The sequence below is a fragment of the Verminephrobacter aporrectodeae subsp. tuberculatae genome, from assembly GCF_026127385.1.
Lineage (GTDB): Bacteria > Pseudomonadota > Gammaproteobacteria > Burkholderiales > Burkholderiaceae_C > Acidovorax > Acidovorax aporrectodeae.
This window is the reverse complement of record NZ_QZCX01000001.1, coordinates 1421297-1439403: the sequence shown is the minus strand read 5'-3', so window position 1 is coordinate 1439403 and position 18107 is coordinate 1421297. Positions and strand designations below refer to the sequence as shown.

At 63.1% G+C, this 18107-nt stretch carries 13 protein-coding genes and 1 pseudogene; 7 read left to right on the top strand and 7 right to left on the bottom strand.

Annotated features, from left to right (window positions below):
- Nucleotides 1–427: 427 nt before the first annotated feature.
- Complete coding sequence (locus D5041_RS06275) at nt 428–1684, bottom strand: patatin-like phospholipase family protein (protein ID WP_265282575.1); 1257 nt, start codon at nt 1682–1684, stop codon at nt 428–430.
- Between the two features lie 149 nt (nt 1685–1833).
- Here D5041_RS06275 and apbC point away from each other — a divergent pair, with 149 nt between their 5' ends.
- Nucleotides 1834–2925, top strand: coding sequence for an iron-sulfur cluster carrier protein ApbC (gene apbC / locus D5041_RS06270; RefSeq protein WP_265257958.1), 1092 nt, complete (start codon nt 1834–1836; stop codon nt 2923–2925).
- 2 nt (nt 2926–2927) lie between these two features.
- On the opposite strand, the gene D5041_RS06265 is transcribed toward apbC, so the two are convergent.
- Nucleotides 2928–5453, bottom strand: a complete 2526-nt coding sequence (locus tag D5041_RS06265) for an Ig-like domain-containing protein (RefSeq protein WP_265284114.1) — start codon at nt 5451–5453, stop codon at nt 2928–2930.
- A 601-nt stretch (nt 5454–6054) separates the two neighbouring features.
- On the opposite strand from D5041_RS06265, the gene D5041_RS06260 reads away from it, so the two are divergent.
- The 3 genes from D5041_RS06260 (at nt 6055) to trhA (ending at nt 7412) form a co-directional block, all read left to right on the top strand.
- Nucleotides 6055–6498, top strand: a complete 444-nt coding sequence (locus D5041_RS06260; protein WP_265284113.1) for a CBS domain-containing protein — start codon at nt 6055–6057, stop codon at nt 6496–6498.
- A gap of 123 nt (nt 6499–6621) precedes the next feature.
- On the top strand, nt 6622–6753 hold the full coding sequence (locus D5041_RS06255) for a hypothetical protein (protein WP_010110371.1): 132 nt from the start codon (nt 6622–6624) through the stop codon (nt 6751–6753).
- Entirely contained in the window at nt 6753–7412 is a 660-nt protein-coding gene (gene trhA, locus D5041_RS06250; RefSeq protein WP_265282572.1) for a PAQR family membrane homeostasis protein TrhA, read from the top strand. Before D5041_RS06255 ends, trhA begins: the two co-directional genes overlap by 1 nt.
- 15 nt (nt 7413–7427) lie before the next feature.
- Here the strand turns inward: trhA and D5041_RS06245 are convergent, their stop codons facing one another.
- Both D5041_RS06245 and D5041_RS06240 read right to left on the bottom strand, forming a co-directional pair.
- Nucleotides 7428–7571, bottom strand: a complete 144-nt coding sequence (locus D5041_RS06245) for a hypothetical protein (protein WP_265284112.1) — start codon at nt 7569–7571, stop codon at nt 7428–7430.
- On the bottom strand, nt 7565–7939 hold the full coding sequence (locus D5041_RS06240) for an AMP-binding protein (protein WP_265284111.1): 375 nt from the start codon (nt 7937–7939) through the stop codon (nt 7565–7567). The genes D5041_RS06245 and D5041_RS06240 overlap by 7 nt, the downstream gene beginning before the upstream one ends.
- 236 nt (nt 7940–8175) lie before the next feature.
- Between D5041_RS06240 and D5041_RS06235 the strand changes: the two genes are divergently transcribed.
- Nucleotides 8176–8601 carry a hypothetical protein gene (locus tag D5041_RS06235; RefSeq protein WP_265284110.1) on the top strand — a complete coding sequence of 142 codons (426 nt, stop codon included), beginning with the start codon at nt 8176–8178 and terminating at the stop codon, nt 8599–8601.
- Between the two features lie 93 nt (nt 8602–8694).
- Here the strand turns inward: D5041_RS06235 and D5041_RS06230 are convergent, their stop codons facing one another.
- Together D5041_RS06230 and D5041_RS06225 are read right to left on the bottom strand one after the other, a co-directional pair.
- Nucleotides 8695–9687 carry a Bug family tripartite tricarboxylate transporter substrate binding protein gene (locus D5041_RS06230; RefSeq protein ID WP_265284389.1) on the bottom strand — a complete coding sequence of 331 codons (993 nt, stop codon included), beginning with the start codon at nt 9685–9687 and terminating at the stop codon, nt 8695–8697.
- Nucleotides 9688–9710: 23 nt separating this feature from the next.
- Nucleotides 9711–10079: pseudogene (locus D5041_RS06225) on the bottom strand (AMP-binding enzyme); the annotation flags it as partial.
- Between the two features lie 852 nt (nt 10080–10931).
- Between D5041_RS06225 and D5041_RS06220 the strand changes: the two are divergent.
- Nucleotides 10932–13697 (top strand): hypothetical protein, encoded by a 2766-nt coding sequence (locus tag D5041_RS06220; RefSeq protein ID WP_265284109.1) that lies wholly within the window; start codon nt 10932–10934, stop codon nt 13695–13697.
- Nucleotides 13698–15657: 1960 nt separating this feature from the next.
- Here the strand turns inward: D5041_RS06220 and D5041_RS06215 are convergent.
- Nucleotides 15658–16965 (bottom strand): ISL3 family transposase, encoded by a 1308-nt coding sequence (locus D5041_RS06215; RefSeq protein WP_265284108.1) that lies wholly within the window; start codon nt 16963–16965, stop codon nt 15658–15660.
- 11 nt (nt 16966–16976) lie between these two features.
- Here D5041_RS06215 and D5041_RS06210 point away from each other — a divergent pair, with 11 nt between their 5' ends.
- Nucleotides 16977–18041: a hypothetical protein gene (locus D5041_RS06210; RefSeq protein ID WP_265284107.1), complete on the top strand. Its 1065-nt coding sequence runs from the start codon at nt 16977–16979 to the stop codon at nt 18039–18041.
- Nucleotides 18042–18107 lie beyond the last annotated feature (66 nt).

The following is an 18107-nucleotide window of genomic DNA, read 5'->3' as shown; positions in this document are numbered from 1 at the left end:
GGCCAGATTCGGTGGTTTGCCTTGCCTCATGCAGGCCTGCTTGGCAATGCGGTGCCCACAAGGGGGAAGGCAACTGTTTGAGATGACACATCATTGTACGTAACCAATGATGCGACGTGTAACTGCTCTTGTCCCTTCAGTGCAAACGGTAATTCCCGCTCCTCTGCACTGGTGTCATGCCCCGCAAATATCAGCACATCAAAATGCGCCTTTATCGCCATGGATGCGTTGCAAACCTTCTCGATAGAAAAGGATATCCATGCAGTTTTCGCCTTGCCATGGTGCGAGATGCAGCCGTTTCATTTTGTGCTGCTATTTTCGGGTCAAAATACGGGTTCTGCCGCGAAGCCGAGCAGACCGATGGTCTCCCCCCTTGGGCCACTGGACCGATGCGTTCTCCTGGCTCCCGCCAAGTGGCCCTTGGAAATCAGGATGCAGGCAAGAAGGCGCCGCCGTCGCTCCAGCCAAAAAAGCGGCACACCTTGTCGCGCAGGGCCAGGGTGTCGGCCCGGCCCAGGGCCATCAGCTCGCGCGTGTAGCCCCCCTCGAACAGCAGGTAGCTGGCCAGCGCGGCGCTGCGCGCGTCCGCCTGGCTGGAGCTCACGCCGAGCGCGCCGAGCATGGCGCGCACGGGCGCGGGCAGATCGCCCACGTGGCGCGCGGCCACGGCGTCGAGCCGCTGCGAGGGGGCGATCACCAGCAGTTCGATGGGGCGCAGCGCGCTCTGCGCACGCCTTTCTTCGGGGATCAGCGACAGGGTCTGGTTGATGCGCAGCACCCGTTCCACGTCCACCGCCAGGGCGTCCAGAAAGATGTTCGACAGCGCGTGCCCCGCGATCTGCGCCAGCGAGGGGTAGTCGGGCGTGGGCTGCACCGCAGTGTGGTCCCGGGGCTCGTGCATGCGGCCCGCGCCAATCACCACGATGCGCTCGGCCCCGAGGTGGATCGCGGGTGCGATGGGGGCCGACTGGCGCATGGAGCCGTCGCCAAAATACTCGGTGTGCCCGTCCAGCACCAGGCCCCGGGCCGGAAAGACGAACGGGATCGCCGAGGACGCCAGCAGGTGCGCGTGCGTGATCGGGCCACACACGGCCTTGCGCTGCGAGCGCACCCAGGGCCTGAGGGGCTGGGCCGCTTCAAAGAAGGTGACGTGCTCGCCCGAGCTATAGCTCGAAGCCGTCACTGCCAGCGCGCTCAGCTGCCCCCCGCGGATGAGCTGGGGCAGGCGTTCCAGGGGAACCATCTCGGCGAGCAGTTTTTCCAGCGGCGCATTGTCCAGCAGCGAGTGCGGGTGCATGCGCCGCCAGCGCGCCAGCGCCCAGCCCACGGAAAGCAGCGTGAGCCAGCGCGCGCCGCTGCGCATCACGCTCAGCGAATCGGCGCCGTACACCTGCTGCGCGTGGACCTGGCGCCACGCGCGCGCCATGCGGCGCACCGTCCGCCCGAAGTCGTCGGCGCCGCAGGCCAGCGCCGCCGCGTTGATCGCCCCGGCCGAGGTGCCGGCGATGATGGGAAACGGGTTCGGCGCGCGGCCCACCCCGCAGGCGCGGCGGATGTCGGCAATCGCCTCGAGCACCCCCACCTGGTACGCGGCCCGGGCGCCGCCGCCGGTCAGCAGCAGGCCGGTTGCGGGCGCCCGGGGAGCGTGGGAGTCGGGGGTTTCAGGGCGGGCGGTGGATGGCATGGGCGGTCTGCGCGGGCGGGGGCAGATTGTCCCGCAGAGCGGCCAGCCGATCGCGGCCCATCCGGCTCGGCGGCACGGTGCCGTGAAGAATGTGCGAGGCCGGGCGCTTCGATAGACTGCGCCCCACCGCCCCACAGGAGTGAATTTGCATGGCAGTCACAGAACAAAGCCTTTTGGCCGCGCTTTCCCGCGTGCAGGACCCGCATACGGGCAAGGATTTCGTCAGCACCCGGGCGCTGCGCGATCTGCGCATCGACGGCAGCGACGTGGCCTTCGACGTGGAACTGGGCTACCCCGCCAAGAGCCTGCTGCCCGAATTGCGCCGCAGCCTGGTGGCCGCGGCCAAGGGCGTTGCGGGGGTCGGGAACGTCTCGGTCGATATCCGCACCCGGATCATTGCCCACGCCGTGCAGCGCGGCGTGCCCCTTCTGCCCCAGGTCAAGAACATCGTCGCCGTGGCCTCGGGCAAGGGGGGCGTGGGCAAGAGCACCACGGCCGCGAACCTGGCCCTGGCCCTGGCCGCGGAAGGCGCCAGCGTGGGCGTGCTCGACGCCGACATTTACGGCCCCAGCCAGCCCATGATGCTGGGCATCAACCGCCGCCCCGAGAGCGCGGACGGAAAGACCATGGAGCCGCTGGAGAACTACGGCGTGCAGGTCATGTCCATCGGTTTTCTCGTCGATCAGGACGAGGCCATGATCTGGCGCGGCCCCATGGCCACCCAGGCGCTGGAGCAGTTGCTGCGCCAGACCCGCTGGCGCGACCTGGACTACCTCATCGTCGATATGCCGCCCGGCACGGGCGACATCCAGCTCACCCTGAGCCAGCGCGTTCCCATGACGGGCGCCGTGATCGTGACCACGCCGCAGGACATTGCCTTGCTCGACGCGAAAAAGGGCATCCGGATGTTTCAAAAAGTGGGCGTTCCGATCCTCGGCATCGTCGAGAACATGGCGGCGCACGTGTGCGGCCGCTGCGGCCACGTGGAGCCCATCTTTGGCGCCGACGGCGGCAAGAAAATGGCGGCCGACTACGGCATGGACTACCTGGGCGCGCTGCCGCTGAGCATGGACATCCGCTTGCAGGCCGACAGCGGCAGGCCCACCGTGGTCGCCGACCCCGACGGCGAAGCGGCGCAAATCTACAAAAAGGTGGCGCGCAGCGTGGCGCTGAAGATCGCCGAACAGGCCAAGGATTTTTCCAGCCGCTTCCCGACGATCTCGGTCAGCAAGGACAGCTGAATTCAGATCCAGATCCCGCCATGCTCCACGTCCTGCGTCTGCCCCGCAATGGACAAGGGCATGCGCGCTGCGGCGCCGGAGGCGGTGACGCTGCCGTCGGCCCGTCCGTCGGCGTCGAACGGTCCGCCATCCTGGATCGAGAAGTCCAGCCGCAGCCGCCCGCCTTCGATGGCCATCTTGCCGCCATAGGGCTCGCTGGCCAGGTTCACCCAGGTGCCTGCGTTGTCCCTGACCCAGTAGCCGTTGGCGTCCAGCGCCGGGTCCACGTACAGGCTGAACGGCTCGCTGCTGCGGCCTGCGGCCAGCGTTGCGTCGAAGCGCACCAGACCGAGGGGCATCTCCATCCCCTTGGGCAACTGGGCGGGGGCGTCCTCTTGCTCCAGGCGGGTGACGCGCGCATCGCTGCCCGCGGCGATCTTGCCGTCCTGGCTGCCTGCCACCAGCGTCACGCTGGTGCCGTCCTCGATGCCGTCGCTGGCTGCGGTGGCTGCCCCATCGGGGCCGGGGGTCTCCAAACTCTGCTCTTTCACGGTCATGGCGGTGCGCCGGAGAACGACGGCCTTGCCCAGGATGCCCGTCAGCGCTGGCGGTGTGCGGTTGTCCACCGCCATGGCCGCAAAGCTGGCTGCGTCGTTGCCTGCCGCGTCCTGCACCCCGTTGCCGATCGTGGGCTGGGTGTAGCTGACGCTCACCGTCTGGTTGGCCGTCACGCCGCGCGCCAGTGTCAGCGTGACGGTCTTGGCCTGGGCGTCCACGGCGACGGAGCTGACGGCGTTGGCCGTGCCGTTCACCAGTACCGCAAAGGCGCTGTTCTCCGGTCTGTGGTTCTCGGTCGCACTCAGGGTGGTGGCCTCGGTGTAGCCGAGCACCAACCGGGAGGCGTTCACCGTCGCGCTGCCCAGCACGGGGCGCTCGGTGTCGATGCTGTAGCTGCTGCTCGTCGGCGCAAGATCGCGACCGCCCGCGTTGCCCGCGACGTCGGTCACGCCGCTCTCGCGCAGGCGGACCCGGTTGTCGGTGGATGATTCGCCGCTTGTCGGCGCCGTCAGCGTGACGAACCAGGTGATGTCGTCGTAGGTGCGCAGCCTGGACAGCGTGCCCCTGCCCGGATCGATTTGCAGGTCCTCCAGCGTGAAGCTGTCGTGATCCAGCATTTCGGAGAAGCGCAGGACAAGGGTCGCGGATTCGCCGGCGCTGAGCTGGGCGTCACGGTACCAACTCTCGGCCAATGCGGGCCGCTTCGTGTCGATGCTGAAATGCTCGCTGTCGGCCCAGCCCTGGCCGGCGCTGCCTGCGGCGTTGCGCACGCCACCCAGGTTCACACGGATGGTGTTGTTCGCCGCATCGGTGCCGGCTGTGGGCGTGAAGGTGGCCGTCCAGGTTCTGCCGCCGGCATGCGCCGTCAGCGGACCCAGCTGGCCCGCGGCATCGTCCAGGTCCAGGTCATCGGACGTGAAGCCGGTGACAGCCTGGCTGAAGTTGAAAGTGACGGTAGTGGTTTCGCCAGCGATGAGCCGGCTGTCGGCCAGCGCGGCGAGCACGCGCGGGCCGCCGGAGCTGTTGTTCGTGACTGACAGGGCCTGCGTGCTGGCCGCGTGGTTGCCTGCGGCGTCCTGTATCGCGTTGTTCCCGGTGCTCGGCGCGGTGTAGCGGACCGTCACCGCTTGGTCGGCTGTCACGGCGCGCTCCAGCGTCAGCGTGACGGTCCTGGCCTCGGCGTCCACGGCGATGGAGGTGACGGCGTTGGCCGCTCCATTGGCCCGTACCGCAAAGGCGGCGTTGGCCGGAACATGCGCCGGGGCCGCACTCAGGGCGTCGTCTTCGGTGTAGCGCAGGACCAGCTGGAAGGCGCTCACCGTGGCGCTGGCCAGTACGGGGCGCTGGGTGTCGATGCTGTAGTAGTCCGAGAACATGTCGAAACCAAAGCCCGCGTTGCCCGCGACGTCGGTCACGTCCGAATTGTGGAAGACGACCGCGTTGCTGGCCGATGCGTCGCCGGTCGTTGGCGCCGTGAGCGTGACCTGCCAGGTGATGCCGTCGCTGCTGCGCAGGTTGGACAGCGTGCCCCTGCCCGCAGGATGGGTGCGCAGGTCCCCCAGCGTGAAGCTGTCCCGATTCAGCGCTTCGGAGAAGACGATGGTCAGGGTGGTGGATTCGCCGGCGCTGAGCTTGTTGTCCGCGAGCACACCCCGGCGCCACAGGGGGCCCCCGCCGGTATCGACGCTGAAATTCTCGCTGCGGGCCTGGCCCTGGCCGGTGTTGCCTGCGGCGTCGGTCACGCCGCCCATGTTCACCCGGATGGTATTGCTGGAATCCTCGACGCCGTCCGTGGGCGTGAAGGTGGCGCTCCAGGTTTTGCCGTCTGCTCTCGCCGTGAGCGCGCCCAGCGTGCCGTTGGCGTCGCTCAGGTCCACGTCGTCGCGCGTGAAGCCGCTGACGGCCTCGCTGAAGCGGAAAGTCACGGGGGTGGTTTTGCCGACGCACAGGCTGCTGTCGGCCAGCGTGATGGTGGCGGAAATTATGGTCATGGAAGTTCCTCGGTGATTGGCATGCGTTTACGGGTCCGGCCCGGGTGCCCGTGGTCCCGGCTTGTTGCCACCCGTGCCGAAGCGCAGGAAGGCAGGAAAAACCAGGACGCCCGGCGCGTATGTAATTGAAAAGCATTAGAACTCACATTACGACATAGTCGCAGGCGGATTGTGGTTTTTGCAACTTCTCCAAGGGAGATTTCTCTTGGCTTGCTTGAATATTTGTGCTGGGAGTTTTCAGAAACGCGCGGCCGGCCCAGGCCCACCGGTTCCTGCGCACCGGCCGGGTGCGCACGAGAAAAAGGCGCTGGGATCGCCAGCGCCTGAAGGGAACACGCACCTCGTCGGATGCCTGGAATTTGCTTGGAAATTGGAAAAACTGTCTCCTCGAACTCCTCGTTTGGGCACACTGAGCGAACGCAGCGCGCTTTTCGAGTGGCGTGACTGTAATGACCGCACCCCCGTGGTGCATTGGGAGTTTCCCACCCGTGGGGCATGGCAATGCAGCCACGCTGCCGGGCTTGCACGGGTTGCGCCGGGAGGGCTTATAGGCTGAAATTCCTTCGTGTGATTTACTCCGGTCTGCACGAAGGAGGCTTCAATGACCCTGGTTGCCAAGATTCTTCACTCCAAACCCGACCCCACCGTGCACACCATTGCGCCCACGGCGTCGGTGTTTGACGCGCTCAAACGCATGGCCGAAAAGGGCATTGGCGCCTTGCTCGTGACCGAGCACGACGCCATCGTGGGCATCCTCACCGAGCGCGACTACTCGCGCAAGATTGTGCTCATGGGCCGCACCTCGGCCGCCACGCTGGTGCGCGACGCCATGACCACCCCGGTGATGTTCGTGCGCTCCAGCCAGACCAGCGAGCAGTGCATGCAGCTCATGACCGCGAACCGCGTGCGCCATCTGCCGGTGGTCGACGATGGCAAGCTCGTGGGGATGGTTTCGATTGGTGATTTGGTCAAGAACATCATCTCCGAGCAAAAATTCATCATCGAGCAGTTGGAGAACTACATCACGGGGGCGCCGGGCCCGTGAACGCGCTCCCGCACGGCGCGCGCGACGGCCCGGATTGCGCCAGATGCCGCAAAACCGTCACACACCGGCGTTAGCCTGTCCAGCATTCTCAACCCCCCTCTGGGACTTTGGAAAGGGCGCACCATGCTGTGGAAATGGCTGGGATTGCAGTGGTTGCTGGATGACCTGTTCGATGAGCGGGGTGGCTTGCGCTTCGATCTGCCGCGCACGGATGGATGGGCGTACGAGGACGCACCGGCCCTTGCGCAGGACTGATGCCAGGCTCCCAGGGCGTGCATGACGCGCACGAGGAGGCCGCGAACAGCCTGAGCCACGGCGTGGCCCTGCTCGGCGCCTGCTTGGTCGTGCCCGAACTGCTGCGCTCGGCACGACATGTCCAGGGCGCGAGCTACCTGGGCGTGCTGGTTTTCGTGGTGACGATGGCCCTGCTGTACGCTGCGTCCACCATCTACCACGCCCTGCCGCCGGGGCGATTCAAGCAGTGCTTCCTGAAACTGGACCACGCGGCCATCTACCTGTTCATCGCGGGCAGCTACACCCCTTTTGCGCTCGGCTCGCCCGACGACAGCCTGTTCAACGGGATCGGGCTGGCCCTGGTCTGGCTGGCTGCGGCCGCAGGGTTCACGCTCAAGGTACTGTCGCGGCTCGCGTCGCCCCTGCTGTCAACGGCGCTGTACGTCGTGATGGGCTGGCTGGTGTTGCTCGCGGCGCTGCCGCTGATGGGGCACGTGCCCGCGGTCAGCGCCGCGTGGCTGGTGATTGGCGGGGCGGCCTACACGCTGGGGCTGGTCTTTCTTGCGTTCGACGCGACGGTGCGCTACGCGCATGCCGTCTGGCATGGGTTCGTGGCAGCGGGAACCGCCTGCCATACGCTGGCGCTGCTGAGCAGCCTGTCGCACCCCTGGCGCTCCTGAGCGCCGCCCCTCCGCTCATGCGGTGATGACCCCCGGGGCCGCAGGGCTGGCGTAGAGCGCGGCCACGTCCCCGGCGCGGCGCAGCAGCACGGCGCCTTGGTTGATGTAGCCCTTGTCCGTGATCTCGCCCGCGTCGGGGTCGGGCGGCGCGCTCAGCACGAGCGCCCGGGTGGGGCAGCGCGCAGCGCCTGCTCCAGCCGGCTGCTGTCCGCCACCCCCGTGGCCGAAGGAAAGACGAAGCAGGGCGTGATCCCGACGTGCATGGCCGCGAGCATGGGCACGGCGTGGTCGATGGCATTGTCCGAAAGGATGGCGATGGGCCGGCCAGCGGGCAGATGCAGATCAAGCAGGGACTGGGCAAGCGCCCCCACGTCGCGGCGCAACTCGCCATAGCTCACGCGGCACCAGTGCTCCCCACGCGCGTCGCGCTGCGCCAACGCCAGCGCCTGCGGGGTCTCACGCGCCCAGCGCTCCAGCCATTCGCCGACGCAGCGCGCAGAGGGGCGCAGGGCCATGGGCGAGCGCATGGTAGGGGGTCTGCTTGCATCCCCGGTGTTCGTCCGCAGTGGCGCCGATTTCGGGATTTTTTCGTAACTGCTTGGCTTGACCTCTCTCCATAAACCATAATTTCTGATGCAATAGTTACCCGGCTCCAACGCAATCAGCCACTCCCCAAGAGGGCTGATTTTGGTTGATGGGCCAGGCCAGGGACTTCGGAACGGAGCAGGTACTTTTTTTCATAAACCACAACGGGAGAGCCCTGATGGGTACACGCTTCAACCGCCGCGCAGCGGATGACGCCGCCGAGCAGGCCGCAACGGCGACACCTGCGCCTGCCGGCTTCAGCCCCCCGGATGGCAGCATCGCGCCCTACGAGGAGGAGGAGGAGTCGCTGCGCACGGCCGAGAGCAACGAAAACGACGACGTACGCGCATTCCGGTCCGGGTTCTTCGCCCTGCTGTTCAGTGGTGCACTGATCTACTTCGCGCTGTCGAGTTTCGTCGTGGGCTGGCCAAAATGGCTGCGCTTCAGCCTTCTGATCGTTGGTATCAGCGGCATGATCTATGGGCTGAACAAGACCGCCGTGCTAATCAAGCTGATCTGGTACCTGTTCCTGTGGCTGTTGCTGATCTGCGTGCTGCTCGGCGTCCTCTATGGCATTGGCTGGATGATCTGGCAAGACATGTGAACCCGTCCCCAACATCACCCCCTCCACCACACGACCCCCTGTCGTTCAGCACAACAACCCGGGCGCATCCGCCTGGGCCTTGGAATCCCCCCTTCAGGACTCGGCGCTAAAACCGATTTTCTTGACCAGCGGCCCCCAGCGCTCGAACTCCACCTGCTGGGAAGCGAGCATCTCGGCCGGGGTCGATCCCTTGGCGATCAGTCCGACGACGGCCAGGCTGTCCACGACGGACTTCTCCTTGATGGCGGCGTTGATCGCCGCGCTGGCGGCCGCGACGACGCTGGCCGGCGTCTTGATCGGGGCGTAGAAACCAAACCACTCCTCGACGGTCAACCCGGCAAAGCCCTGCTCCGCAAAGGTCGGCACTTCGGGCGAAAACGGGGAACGCGCCTTGCCCGAGGTGGCCAGCAGCCGCAGCCTGCCGACCTTGTGGTTCGGGATGAAGTCCCCGCTGGGCGCGACCATGGCCGTGACCTGCCCGCCCACCAGGTCGGTCACGCCGGGGATGGAGCCGCGATACGGCACGTGCCTGAGTTCGACCCCGCTGTCCAGACCGAGCAGGGCGCCGATGAAGTGCGTGCTCGATCCGGCTGCGGGCGATCCATAGTTGGCCTGCCCCGGGTTCGCCTTGGCCCAGGCCAGGAAGTCCTTGACCGTCTTCACGGAAGCGGGCACCAGCGGGCCCACGGCCAGCCCGTGGTGCATGATCGCGCCGATGGACACGGGCGCGAAATCCTTCACCGGGTCGTAGCTCAGCTTGCTGTAAATATGGGGATAGATCGTGGTGCACGAGAACGGCGCCAGCACGAGTGCCGTGCCGTCCGCGGGAGCGCCCTTGAGCACTTCCAACGCGATCCGCCCGCTCGCGCCGGGCTTGTTCTCCACCACCGCCGAATTGCGGGTGTAGGCGGAGCCCGCGAGCTTTTCGCCGACCCTGCGCGCCACGCTGTCGCCGGCGCTGCCCGCGGGAAAACCATAGAAGATCTTCACCTGCCCGATCGCCTGGGCCCGGGCGGCCAACGGGGACAAGGCCCCGAGCGCCGTGGCGCAGCCGGCCTGGTGCATGAATTGGCGGCGTGTGTGCATCATCCTTGTCTCCTGTTTGTGAATTATTGGGGCGACGGGCACGGCCCTTGCACCTCGCGCAGCCGAAAGCGCTGAATCTTACCGGTCGCCGTCTTGGGCAGGCCGGTTACGAATTCGATGAAACGGGGGTACTTGTGCGGCGCCAGGCGCTCTTTCACAAAGGCTCTGAGTTCGTCCTGCGTCGCCGTCTGGCCGTCCTTGAGCACCACGAGCGCCTTTGGTTTGATGAGGCCGTCGGCGTCCTGCTTGCCGATTACCGCCGCCTCGAGCACCGCGGCGTGCTGCACCCGGGTCGCCTCGACCTCGACCGGTGAAACGTACATGCCGCTGACTTTGAGCATGTCGTCGCTGCGCCCCGCGCAGGTGTAGTAGCCCTCGGCGTCGCGCAAGTAATGGACTGGGACCGGCTCGGGCAGACGCTCGCGCGCGAAGGGCGTCTGCATCTGGAGACATACTGAGCCGTGCCAGCGCCAGTGTTCTGCCCCGCGAATAGCGGCACAACGGTGTGCCATCGTGCGGGCCCATCCCCGCCATGACGTCCCCTCTGGCTCGCACCATGTCGCCAAATGGCGACAAGGCCCACGATCATGCCGGCCGGACGCCTGAAGGCGTGACGATTTATCTGAGAAACAGGGCTTAAGCGATTGATTCATATGGAATTTATTGCCATTGCAAGCCGTTCATCTTGCCCCATGGCAACATGAATTGCCGTCCACAAGCCGGCCAATTCCTTGCCCACGCAGTCCTTCTTGTCGCCAGATGGCGACATGAACAACGACCTGCTGGATGGACGCATGAAGCCGTGAAGGCTTATCCGAGAAAACAGGGATAACTGATTGATTCATATGGTATTTATTGCCATTGCAAGAGTTCATTTTGCCCCATGGCAACATGAACTACCTTCTGCAAATCGGTCAATCCCTTGTCAACCTGTCACCTCCTGTCGCCAAATAGTGACACAAAATCCCCGATTTGCCGGCTAAACCACAGGGATTGCAGCTGCTGATATCGAAGACGCGATCCAAGTCCTTGATATAAAACGGTTTTTTACCACCTGGCACAGAGTTTGCCTTAGGGGCGATATGCCAGTCGTGCGTATCCGTTTCTCGCGCTCCACCTGCCTCAGCGCAGCGTCGGTGGTCAGGGCGTTGTTGCATGAATCGATTGGCTGGCCGTGATACCCATCATGCAATAACGCCATACGAAAGTACCGTCAATCATGTGTTCCAACAAAGGAGTCCGTCATGATAAAAACTTTGCTCACCCTCATGCTTCTGGTCGGCGCCCTGCTGACCGCCTGCGGAGACGGGGACGGCGTGCAGACGCAGCCGCCTGACGCAGCGTCCGCGCCCGAGCCCGTGGGAAGAATCGATCGTTCCGATGTGGGTCCGGCGCAAGTGATCTCTCTCTCGCTCAAGGAACTGGACCTTCCTGCGGGCGCCGACAAGGTCACGCCCTCGGGCGCCGTATCGGACGCCTTGCTCAAGGACGGGCAACTGCGCTTTTCCACCCCCGGCGACACCGGGGAGGATCAGGAAGCGGCGTTCGAGATCAGGAGTGGCGCCACCACGTCGGTGCGCCATCTGTTGCTCAGGTCCCCGCGGCCGACTGACGTAGAGGCGAACGAGCACACGCTCGGCGAGTCCCCACCGCTCCCGGAACTGACCATTGAGGGCCTGGGGCCAGACAATGCACTGACCGGCGCCCCACTGACTTTCAGGGTGAAAGGATTGTCCGCGCCGGACCTGAAGGACTTCAGCAGAGGGTGGATCGCCGGCGCCACCGCCGAAAGAGCTTATGACCTCTTGGTGAAGTTGGATGACTTCTGGTCTTTTAATCCGGAAGATTCCAGCCTTTCGATCTCGGGCCCGGCCATGCAGCGAATACTGGGCATGCTGCCAAAGGGCGACTTTGAGTTGGGACTGAACTTGAGTTCCAGGGCCAACGGCAAAGAGTTTACGGCTGTCTATTACGCGCGGGTGATGAAGGCGGACGCGCGGCTGTCGGGCAAGTTGCTCTCGCAGCAGGGCGATCCGGTCAGTTCGCTGGCGGGCCGCAAGGTTTTGCTTGAGGGGATTCATACGCAGATGCGGGCCGTCGCCGTGCTGGACGCCAATGGCGCCTTTGCGTTCGAGCGCGTATTGCCCGATGTCTATTTTCTGACCTTGAGCGACTTGGATTATCCGAATGCCATCAGAATCAGTTTTCCGATCTACGAAGACAGCACGCAGGCCCAAGTCTCCATGGTGGTCCCGCCGGGTCTGGGAGTCGATACCGGCGCCAAGACAGCCGCAAAGCGAACGCCCTCGGGTTCGCTGGCTGCCAGGAGCAGCGTGACGCAAGACGGCAAGGGGCCCGCCGCACGCAGCATCCCCGCGACCAAGCGCTCGGCACCATCGGCTCCGCTCTCCGCAGAGGGGGTCGATCGCGCGGTCTTTAGCGCCACTGCGGTCGAGCAGGACCAACCCGTGAACAAGAAGATTGACTTCATGGTGCCGGTCGGCACCGAGAGCGTTGGCGTCAAAATTACCGTGTTTGCCGAGGAGTCTCTGTTCTACCCCGTCATGAGCATGGCCGAAATGAGGCAACTGGCCGAGAAACGTCTGCAATCCGGGGAGCGTCCACCAAAGAAAAGAAAGTACAACGATTCTTGGTCGTACTCTGTCGTGGGACTTCCGGACACCCAGCTTTCGGCCAGCGGGGTGATAAGCGAAGTGCGTCGTTATGATATCCAGGGCCGCATGACCAAGACCATGTGCGTAGACGTGGCCAAGCAGACCAAGAACGCTGCTCTGAGCATCAGCGGCAGCGTGGGCGCGACGAATATCGGAGACAAGCTTCTGCCAATCACCACGACGGTCGAACTGACGCTGGAATGCAGGAAGCTCAAAAGCTCGTCGGCCAAAATCGAAGTCTCTTCGGCCAAATTCCTGTCGCCGAACAAGAATTCCGAACCGGTAATTTCCCCGATAAGAGTTGGAGGTAATACCCGTGACGAATTGATCAACAAATTGGCTGGCAACTTGGCTGGTCTCTACCTGTCAATCCCGAAAGGCAGCAGCGACAACACCCACACGATTCCGCTTGAAATCAACTATTCGCCAGCCGATGCGAACATCACCGAAGTGAACGTGGGGATTAATGGGCTGATTTCGGGTAGCACGGGGGGCATTCCCCCGAATTTTTCCACCGTCAATCTGTTGACGCAAAATCATACCAGCACGCCTGGCCAGATCAAGTTCCCTGGAATTTCTCTGCCCATCTTCCCTAATCAAGTGATCAGGGAAAGGGGAGGGGTAGCCATCACGGTCCGTCTCAAAGGCAGCGTAGGGGGCGTCGAGGTGAGTTCCGATCCCGCGGCAGGTGGCCGGGTCGCATTTTCTGATGGAAGGAATGAATTTAAGCCACTCTACCTTGCAGGAGAGGTTGAAGGCCTGTCCGGCCGACGCTACGGCCCGCGCGATAACGGCGGCGATTCGTGGGCTACCGCACAAACCATCGAAAAGCTTCTCGCCAGTCCTTACCCCTTCAATGACATCAGCAGCCAGCATGTCACCCAAAACAGCGCCGGAGGTTCAATTCTCATACATAAAGGCCATAGCGATGGCCAGCAGATCGACATGCGCTACGCCGACGGCCAAGGTGGCTATAGCGAAGCGCTGGGCGGGGCGAATAATGGCGAATACATCAAGCAACTGATCTACGCCGCCGCGTCCGAGGTAAAAAACAACGTAACACCAAAACCAAAAATGATAGCATTGAACGATTGGATTCTCAAAAACCGCAGCATGCTTACGGTTGAGGCGCGTCATCACAAAACCCGCATCATCTATATCGGAGACTCGTTCATCGAAGATGCACTTGTCCACGGGAAATTCCCGTCCGCCTCGGCCGCCGGGTCAGTCGCTATTCCCGGCTGGGGTGAATGGACGGACAAGCCATGGATTGTCAGGCCCGAACGCGAGCACCTGCACCATTGGCACCTGAGCTTCTCGGACGAGAAGGTCTGAGCGTGCCGGAGCAACCGTAAGCGTTTTGTGCTCGCCGGGGCCGCTGCAATCCGGTAGCGGCCCCAGCGGCTGGCCGTGATATCCGTTATGCAATAACGCCACACGAAAGTACCGTCAATCATGTGTTCCAAAGGAGTTCGTCATGATAAAAACTTTGCTCACCCTCATGCTTCTGGTCGGCGCCCTGCTGACCGCCTGTGGAGACGGGGACAGCGTACAGACGCAGCCGCCTGACGCAGCGTCCGCGCCCGTGGGAAGAATCGATCGTTCCGATGTGGGTCCGGCGCAAGTGATCTCTCTCTCGCTCAAGGAACTGGACCTTCCTGCGGGCGCCGACCAGGTCACGCCCTCGGGCGCCGTATCGGACGCCTTGCTCAAGGACGGGCAGCTGCGTTTTTCCACCCCCGGCGACACCGGTGAGAACCAGGAAGCGGCGTTCGAGATCAGGAGCGGCGCCACCACGTCGGTGCGCCATCTGTTGATCAGGTCACCGCGGCCGACTGTCGTAGAGGCGTACGAGCACACGCCTGGCGAGTCCCCGCCGCGCCCGGAGCTGACCATCGAGGGCCTGGGGCCAGACAATGCACTGACCGGCGCTCCACTGACTTTCAGGGTGAAAGGATTGTCCGCGCCGGACCTGAAGGACCGTAGCAGAGGGTGGATCACCGATGGAAGAACCAATACCATCTTGGTGAAGTTGAAGGACTTCTGGTCCTTTAATCCGGAAGATTCCAGCCTTTCGATCTCGGGCCCGGCCATGCAGCAAATTCTGGGCATGCTGCCAAAGGGCGACTTTGAGTTGGGACTGAACTTGAGCTCCAGGGCCAACGGCAAAGAGTTTACGGCTAACTATTACACGCGGGTGATGAAGGCGGACGCGCGGCTGTCGGGCAAGTTGCTCTCGCAGCAAGGCGATCCGGTCAGCTCGCTGGCGGGCCGCAAGGTTTTGCTTGAGGGGATTCATACGCGGATGCGGGCCGTCGCCGTGCTGGACGCCAATGGCGCCTTTGCGTTCGAGCGCGTATTGCCCGACGTCTATTTTCTGACCTTGAGCGACCTGGACTATCCAAATGCCATCAGAATCAGTTTTCCGATCTACGAAGACAGCACGCAGGCCCAAGTCTCCATGGTGGTCCCGCCGGGTCTGGGAGTCGATACCGGCGCCAAGACAGCCACAAAGCGAACGCCCGCGGGTTCGTTGAATGCCAGGAGCAGCGTGACGCAAGACGGCAAGGGGCCCCCCGCACGCAGCATCCCCGCGACCAAGCGCTCGGCGCCATCGGCTCCGCTCTCCGCAGAGGGGGCCGATCGCGCGGTCTTTAGCGCCACTGCGGTCGAGCAGGACCAACCCGTGAACAAGAAGATTGACTTCAAGGTGCCGGTCGGCACTGAGAGTGTTGGCGTCAAGATTACCGTGTTTGCCGAGGAGTCTCTGTTCTACCCCGTCATGAGCATGGCCGAAATGAGGCAACTGGCCGAGAAACGTCTGCAATCCGGGGAGCGTCCACCAAAGAAAAGAAAGTACACCGATTCTTGGTCGTACTCTGTCGTGGGACTTCCGGACACCCAACTTTCGGCCAGCGGGGTGATAAGCGAAGTGCGTCATTATGATGTCCAGGGCCGCATGACCAAGACCATGTGCGTAGACGTGGCCAAGCAGACCCAGAACGCTGCTCTGAGCATCAGCGGCAGCGTGGGCGCAACGAATATCGGCGACGACCTTCTGCCAATCACCACGACGGTCGAACTGACGCTGGAATGCAGGAAGCTCAAAAGTTCGTCGCCCAAAATCGAAGTCTCTTCGGCCAAATTCCTGTCGCCGAACAAGAATTCCAAACCGGTAATTTCCCCGAAAAACATTGGGGATGGGACCAGGGGCAACTTGGCTGGTCTCTACCTGTCGATCCCGAAAGGCAGCAGCGACAAGGCCCTTCGTCGTTTCGTGTGGAACACAACAACCTCATGTGCCCCCAACGGGCGCAAACGGGCTGACAGGCAGATGCTTGAGTTTGGACATGCGCAGGTAGGCGATGGTGATGAAGTTGTCGCTCGTTCGGAACCCACGGGCTGCGCGCTTGGCCTGCTGCAAGAGTCCGTTCATGGCCTCCACGTAGGCGTTGCTGCGATGCCCCAACATGCCGCGCACCACCGCAGCAAAGCGTTCCTTGAGGCTTCTGGCCAGCTTCTTGAACGGCTCCAGCCGGCATCTGAACGCCCAGCTCAACCAAGCCTGCAGTTCGACACTCGCCTGCTGTTCGCTGTTGTGCTCCTTGGCCCTCGCATACACCGCGCGCAACGCCATCTTCAACCGCCACGCCCGCGCGCTCTTGAGCATGGAGCGCTGCAACCAATGCATTGCGTCGGTTTGCTTGGCGCTCCAGCTTTCGGGGTTGCGCCGCATCCCCCACATCAGTTGCTTGAGCGTCTTGTGCTCATCGTTGTCAACTGCCGACTCCAAGGCTTCTCGCACCGCCGGGGCGTCCTGTGCCATCTCCGTGCGCCGCACCTGGTCCATCGCATCCATGGCCATCGCCACAACATGGAACCGGTCGTAGCTGATCTGCGCCTGCGGCAACGCCAACCCCACTCCCTTGGCGTAGGCCGCGCTCATGTCCATGCACACATGCTTGACCTGCTCGCTGTCGCCACCATGGGCCTTCAGATCGTCAACAAAATCGAGCACCGTCTTGTGATCGCGTCCCTCGGTGGCGAACAGCAGTCGTTTGGCATCGAGGTCATGCACGACGGTGATGTAGTTCTGTCCCCGGCGCATACTGGTCTCGTCGATGCCCACAGTGCGTACATCCGTAAAACGTTCTTGGGCGCGGGCTTGCTCGACATAAAACTCGATGCGCCGCCACAGTTGCTTGTCAGAACAGCGCAGCAATGCCGCCGCCTGGCTCACCGGCAAGTCACGACACAGGGCCAAGGCGAATGCTTCAAAGGCCGCCGTGAAGCCCGAGCCTGGACGGGCCCAGGGCACCAGCATCTGCGTGGTCTTGCCACAGTCGCTGCACGCGATGCGCGGCACCTCGCAATGCAGCCAGGTCTCGAACTGGAAGAAGTCCAGATGACGCCAAGAGCGGAGCAGCCGGTCATGAATGGGCTGTGCTCCAGCACCACAGGCCGGGCACGCCAAGCCAGCGCCTTGGCAGCCAATCTCGAAGTCGATCCGGCGGTCGGTGGTGTTGAGCTTGACGTTCTCGACAACCCACGGCGCTTGCAGGCCCAGCGCATTGGTGAACAGCGCTTCCAGTTCAACACCCATCAGACACTCCCATGTTCAACATCAACTTGGTGGACCTGTGGACAGGCCCAAGACGACCTGTCCTCCAGCATCCACTACCAGCGGCTATTGTGCATGTTGGTTTCCACACGAAACGACGAGGAGCCAGCGACAACACCCACACGATTCCGCTTGAAATAAACTATTCGCCAGCCGATGCGAACATCACCGAAGTGAACGTGGGGATTAATGGGCTGATTTCGGGTAGCACGGGGGGCATTCCCCCGAATTTTTCCACCACCAATCTGTTGACGCAAAATCATACCAGCACGCCTGGTCAGATCAAGTTCCCTGGAATTTCTCTGCCCATCTTCCCTAATCAAGGGACCAGGGAAAGGGAAGGGGTGGCCATCACGGTTCGTCTCAAAGGCAGTGTAGGGGGCGTCGAAGTGAGTTCCGATCCCGCGGCGGGTGGGCGGGTCGCATTTTCTGATGGAAGGAATGTATTTAAGCCACTCTACCTTGCAGGAGAGGTTGAAGGCCTGTCCGGCCGACGTTACGGCCCGCGCGATAATGGCGGCGATTCGTGGGCTACCACACGAACCATCGAAAAGCTTCTCGCCAGTCCTTACCCTTTCAACGACATCAGCAGCCAGCATGTCACCCAAACCAGCGCCGGAGGTTCAATTCTCATACATAAAGGCCACAGCGATGGCCAGCAGATCGACATGCGCTACGCCGACGGCCAAGGCGGCTATAGCGAAGCGCTGGGCGGGGCGAATAATGGCGAATACATCAAGCAACTGATCTACGCCGCCGCGTCCGAGGTGAAAAACAACGTCACACTAAAACCAAAATTGAAAGCATTGCAAGATTGGATTCTCAAAAACCGCACCATACTTGCGTTTGAGGCGCGTCATCAAAAAACCCGCATCATCTATATCGGAGACTCGTTCATCGAAGAGGCACTTGTCAACGGGAAATTCCCGTCCGCCTCGGCCGCCGGACCAGTCGATATTCCCGGCTGGGGTGCATGGACGGACATGCCAGGGAAGGTCAGGCCCGATCCCGATCACCGGCACCATTGGCACCTGAGCTTCTCGGACGAGAATGTCTGAGCGTGCCGGCGCAACCGCAAGTGTTTTGCGCTCGCCGGGGCCGCTGCAATCCGGTAGCGGCCCCAG

Coding starts and splice junctions, on each gene's coding strand:
- D5041_RS06275 (WP_265282575.1), bottom strand. CDS start 1,684: ATGCCATCCACCGCCCGCCCTGAAACCCCCGACTCCCACGCTCCCCGG.
- apbC (WP_265257958.1), top strand. CDS start 1,834: ATGGCAGTCACAGAACAAAGCCTTTTGGCCGCGCTTTCCCGCGTGCAG.
- D5041_RS06265 (WP_265284114.1), bottom strand. CDS start 5,453: ATGACCATAATTTCCGCCACCATCACGCTGGCCGACAGCAGCCTGTGC.
- D5041_RS06260 (WP_265284113.1), top strand. CDS start 6,055: ATGACCCTGGTTGCCAAGATTCTTCACTCCAAACCCGACCCCACCGTG.
- D5041_RS06255 (WP_010110371.1), top strand. CDS start 6,622: ATGCTGTGGAAATGGCTGGGATTGCAGTGGTTGCTGGATGACCTGTTC.
- trhA (WP_265282572.1), top strand. CDS start 6,753: ATGCCAGGCTCCCAGGGCGTGCATGACGCGCACGAGGAGGCCGCGAAC.
- D5041_RS06240 (WP_265284111.1), bottom strand. CDS start 7,939: ATGCGCTCGCCCATGGCCCTGCGCCCCTCTGCGCGCTGCGTCGGCGAA.
- D5041_RS06235 (WP_265284110.1), top strand. CDS start 8,176: ATGGGTACACGCTTCAACCGCCGCGCAGCGGATGACGCCGCCGAGCAG.
- D5041_RS06230 (WP_265284389.1), bottom strand. CDS start 9,687: ATGCACACACGCCGCCAATTCATGCACCAGGCCGGCTGCGCCACGGCG.
- D5041_RS06220 (WP_265284109.1), top strand. CDS start 10,932: ATGATAAAAACTTTGCTCACCCTCATGCTTCTGGTCGGCGCCCTGCTG.
- D5041_RS06215 (WP_265284108.1), bottom strand. CDS start 16,965: ATGGGTGTTGAACTGGAAGCGCTGTTCACCAATGCGCTGGGCCTGCAA.
- D5041_RS06210 (WP_265284107.1), top strand. CDS start 16,977: ATGTTCAACATCAACTTGGTGGACCTGTGGACAGGCCCAAGACGACCT.